Raw genomic sequence first — 4,681 nt, forward strand, 5'->3', positions numbered from 1 at the left:
CATCCGAAAGCTGGCGCAGCCCTGTGCGGGAAAACGCCACGTGACTGGCCTTTTCCAGAAGCTGCGGATCAATCGGCGCCTCTGCGTCAAGCACGCCGGGCACCCCCCAGGCGCGGGCCATGTCCAGGGCACAGGCCGCCCCGGCAGGCCAGCGTGTATCAACCAGCACCGCGTCCGCCCGCGTCGCACCGGCCAGCCAATCGGTGTCTTTGGTCAACCCGGCACCCCGGAAATTCACGATCTGCCGCTCCCCCGCGGCATCGACATACACCGACGAAAAGGAGGACTGCCCGTTCGGGGCACGATTGACAAAAGCAGTTGGAACGCCGTCAGCCGCCAATCCCTGCAACACCAGATCAGCCAGTGAATCCGCGCCCAGCCTGGCCGCCAGTTCAGGGATGCCGCCCAGGCGGGCAACAGCGACAGCCGCATTCGCAGCCGGGCCACCGCCGACAATCCTGGCATCTGTTGCAAGGTGCTTTTCAGCGGTCCGTGGCATCGCGGGAACCGAGAAGACGAAGTCAACGGCTGCCATGCCCAGAACAAGGACCCGCGCCATCACCTTGCTCCCGTGCCGGTCAACGCAGAACCTGGGCAGGTCATGTCCGATTTCGAGGTGCGACCTGTGATATCAGCCGCCGCCCCACGGCCTGCCGCATCGTAACAAGGGTGTACATGTCGTTGTCCGGGCACGATAAATCTACCCTCGTCCCGGAGTGAGCATGACATCGGAAAATTTGACGGCTTGGCCCGTCAGTGCCGATTGTTGCGCGGCCATCCCCATGGCCGCCGCCCACCAGCCGTCATCGAACCCGACTTCGATCTTACCCTCGCCGCGCAAGGCCCGCGCAAATCGTTCGTGTTGATAAAACGTGGAGCCATTGTGATCGCCCGCTTCCAGTAGCCGCGGATCCACCGGGATTGGAACGGCGACAGGTGCCTTTGTCTGGCGCGGCGAAACGATCACCTGGGCCACAGGCGGGTCACCAAGGTGCGCTGGCCAGAACCGCCCGGGGCCGGGCACAAGGCATTCGATCTTGCCTTCGGGTCCGACGGCGGTGATCTCTTCCTGAAACCGCGAGCCTTCCGCAAACATGCACAACTCCAGCAGCGCGCGCGCGCCGTTCTCAAAATCGACGATCACATAGGCATTGTCCCAGATGTCGGGGGCCGGGCCGGCGCTGATTTCATCCTTGTGGTTCACATCCTGCGCACCCGAGGCCATGATGCGCACCGGATTGCACCCCATGACATGGCGCATCAGGTCAAAGAAGTGGCAGCACTTTTCGACCAATGTGCCCCCGGTGTTCACGTTGTGACGATTCCATGCGCCAACCTTGGGCAGGAACGGAAACCGATGTTCCCGGATCGTCAGCATTTTCACGCCGCCGGTGACGCGGTCCGCGCTCTCGATCAGCGCGGCAACCGGTGGCATGTAGCGGTATTCCATCGCCACCCAGATCGGCGCGGGGTATCCGTTGCGAAGCTGCACAAGCCTGTCCAGATCTGCGGGATCGGTAAAGAGCGGCTTCTCGACGAGAACGGGCAACGCACGCTGGCTCGCTATTTCTTCGAGCTGCCGCACGTGCAGGTAATTCGGGCTGACGATCAACAGGCAATTGATCGCCTCCTGATTCAGCAGGTCCGCGACAGAGTTGCAGACGATCGCATCGGGAACCAGACCTGAAGCAATCGCGCGCATGCCGTCGTCGGGTTCGAAAAACGCCGCCACCCTTGCATTGGGCAGCAGGTCGATATTGCGGATATGTTCCTGACCCATCATGCCGGCCCCGATCAGGCCATACCGCATTTCCATCACTTCTGTGGATGTATCCGATGTCTTGGCCACGAACAGATTCCTCATTTGTGCCGCGCGACATAGCGCGTGGTTTTCGGGTCATACCAGGTGCGGGAAATCTCGACTTTGGTGCCATCCTGCCCCAGGCCGAACCTGAGGACATGCGGCATGAGCGTTCCGGGCGAGACCGGAAAATCCGTCGGAGCCCAGGCCGGGCACGGCTCGATCCCGATCCTGTCCTCGACCTGCAGGATCGAGATACCCAGACGTTTGCGATAGAACAGATACATGCTTTCGGGCAGGTCATCTTTCTGCAGCTTCTCGATATAGAGAGCGTCCAGCCATATCTCTTCGAGCGCTGCGGGCATCCCCGACAGATAGCGCTGGCGCAAGATGCGATGACCCTGATCGGAGGGTCCGAACTTCGGCAACTCGGGCGATTTTGGCAGGCGATCGACTGACAGCACCTTGGCGGAGGGCAGGCCGCCGCCCTCGATCCGTTCAAGCCGGAACAGGGCATAGGTGCTGTCGGGCGGACCCTGTGCCCGAATATAGTTTCCCGAGCCCTGGATACGTTGCAGCAGGCCGCGGTTCTCCAGCTCATTGAGCGATTTGCGCAGGGTGCCGACGGCAATGCCGAACTGATCGGCCAGCTCACGTTCGGGCGGCAGCCGCTCCCCGTCGATCAGTCTACCAGCGGCGATCTCTCGGATGAGAAGGTCGACAATCTGCTGGTAGACCGGAACGTCTGCGCTGAGTTTCTGCATATCACCTTGAACCGTAGACGCCTTATTCCCCGCATCGGATGAAAAGTATCAGCCCGGATGCGGCAAATTGATTTACTATTGATTTATAACACGGGATCTCTAAGATGAAACTGAAATCAGACCGGATGGAGAAAAATCTTTGACTCTCGTACCTGCTCCATCCGCAGAGCCCGAGACCACCAGTGACCGCGACGAGCCTGTGTCGGGCAAGCCGTTGCAACCGCACCTGAGGACAGAGGATAGCAAGCTGACAAGATAAACTGGATGCGGAGTTTCCGACCAGCACGAGAACCGGAAATGGAACTTTGGGAAAAATCCACAAGAACAAGTGATGCGCCCGAGAACACGTCAAATACTGACACGACGGGAGGAAGGACGAAATGCAACTGATAATTCCGGCATTGAGGAAGCTATCACATCTGAACGCATTTCTGCTCGCCACAGGGAGAAACGCAGGCATGCTCTGCATGATGGTAATGGTTGCCATCATCCTTGCGCAGGTCTTTTACAGATATGTTCTGGGCAATGCGCTGGCCTGGCCGGAAGAGCTTGCGCGCTTTCTCATGCTGTGGGCGACCGGGCTGATGGCGCCGACTGCATACCGCCGGGGTGCCTTTGTCGGCATCGACATGCTGGTTTCCTACCTGCCGAAATCGATCGACGCCGCGATCAGCATCCTGTTGATGCTGCTGTCCCTGCTGGTGATCGTGGTCGCCACGAGAATCGGCTTTGCCGAGGCAGCCGGTTTTGGCGGACGTGCCACGCTGACATCGCTCAAAGTACCTGCATCGCTTGATTTTCAGACCTGGATGAAAGTGCCCCGGGCCTGGATGATGTATTCCTTGGCGATCTGCTTCTTGCTGCTTGCGCTGGTCAATGTCGAAATGATCCTGCGCAAGATCGTTTCGCTGGCGGGCAGAGAAGATACGCTCTTGCCGATTCCGGAAGCCGCCACAACAGGAGCCGAATGATGCTGTCATTATTCCTGCCGCTCTTTCTGGTCTTCCTGCTTCTGGGCACGCCGGTCTTTTTCGCGCTGCTCGCCTCGCCGGGGCTGCTGTTGTACTTGGATGGCCAGCCAAACTACCTGACCACGCTTTACCGCAACGTCTACAACGGGATGGACAGCTTTCCGCTGATGGCGATTCCGTTTTTCATGGTGGCTGGCGAATTGATGAACCGCGGCGGGATCACCGAGCGGATTATCGAATTTGCCCAGGCGCTCATGGGCCACCTTCGGGGTGGTCTGGCCCATGTGAATATCCTGTCCTCGATCCTTTTTGCGGGCCTTTCAGGTTCTGCGGTTGCGGATGTTTCCGCGCTGGGATCAATGCTGATCCCGGCGATGGAAAAGCAGGGCTATACCCGGAAGTTCGCAGCAGCCGTCACGGCGGCATCGTCGCTGATCGGTCCGATCATTCCGCCCTCGGGCATCATGATCATCTACGCCTATGTGATGAACGAAAGCGTTGCGGCGCTGTTTCTGGCCGGGCTTGTGCCCGGGGTGCTGATCGGGATCACGTTGATGCTGCTCGTGTCGTTCATGGCGGACAAATACAATCTGCCGGTCGCCAGCCAAAAGACATCCTGGGGCGAGCGGGGGCAGGCATCGCTCAAGGCGTTCTTTCCCCTGATGACCCCTGTGATCATTCTGGGCGGCATTCTGTCAGGCGTGTTCACGCCGACAGAAGCCGCGGCGGTGGCGGCAGGATATGCCATTCTCATCGGGCTTTTTATCATCCGCTCGCTGAAATTCCGGGACCTGCCCGAGATCTTTACCCGTGCCGGCATTACTTCGGCGATCGTCCTGCTGCTTGTCGGTGCGGCCATGGCGTTCAAGACCATTGCCGCCCTTGACGGAACGCCGCAAAAGCTGGCCGATTTCATGCTCACCCTGACGCAGAATCCGCTTATCCTGCTGTTTCTCGTCAATATCCTGCTCTTTATTGTCGGGATGTTTCTTGACGCGGGACCGGCGATCATCATTCTCGGGCCGATCCTGGGGCCGATGTTTACCGGCGACGTTGCCGATGGCGGTCTTGGAGTCAATTCGGTTCACTTTGCCATCGTGATGGCGATCAATCTGACTGTGGGGTTGGCAACGCCACCGATGGGG

At 59.4% G+C, this 4,681-nt stretch carries 5 protein-coding genes; 2 read left to right on the forward strand and 3 right to left on the reverse strand.

Translation table 11 applies throughout. The features are described 5' to 3' along the window. From WBB85_RS00110 to WBB85_RS00120, 3 genes are all read right to left on the reverse strand, one after another. A partial coding sequence (locus WBB85_RS00110) for a PfkB family carbohydrate kinase (RefSeq protein WP_432636588.1) occupies positions 1-559 on the reverse strand: 559 nt, incomplete at its 3' end. A gap of 141 nt (positions 560-700) precedes the next feature. Beyond that, on the reverse strand, positions 701-1,816 hold the full coding sequence (locus tag WBB85_RS00115) for a Gfo/Idh/MocA family protein (RefSeq protein ID WP_432636592.1): 1,116 nt from the start codon (positions 1,814-1,816) through the stop codon (positions 701-703). A gap of 44 nt (positions 1,817-1,860) precedes the next feature. Beyond that, on the reverse strand, positions 1,861-2,565 hold the full coding sequence (locus WBB85_RS00120; protein WP_432636589.1) for a GntR family transcriptional regulator: 705 nt from the start codon (positions 2,563-2,565) through the stop codon (positions 1,861-1,863). Positions 2,566-3,023: 458 nt separating this feature from the next. Here WBB85_RS00120 and WBB85_RS00125 point away from each other — a divergent pair, with 458 nt between their 5' ends. Then, on the forward strand, positions 3,024-3,536 hold the full coding sequence (locus WBB85_RS00125) for a TRAP transporter small permease (RefSeq protein WP_432636590.1): 513 nt from the start codon (positions 3,024-3,026) through the stop codon (positions 3,534-3,536). After that, positions 3,536-4,681: TRAP transporter large permease (locus WBB85_RS00130; RefSeq protein WP_432636591.1), on the forward strand; the 1,146-nt coding region annotated here is incomplete at its 3' end. The genes WBB85_RS00125 and WBB85_RS00130, both read left to right, overlap by 1 nt.

Source organism: Albidovulum sp., from assembly GCF_049646345.1.
Taxonomy (GTDB): Bacteria; Pseudomonadota; Alphaproteobacteria; order Rhodobacterales; family Rhodobacteraceae; genus Albidovulum.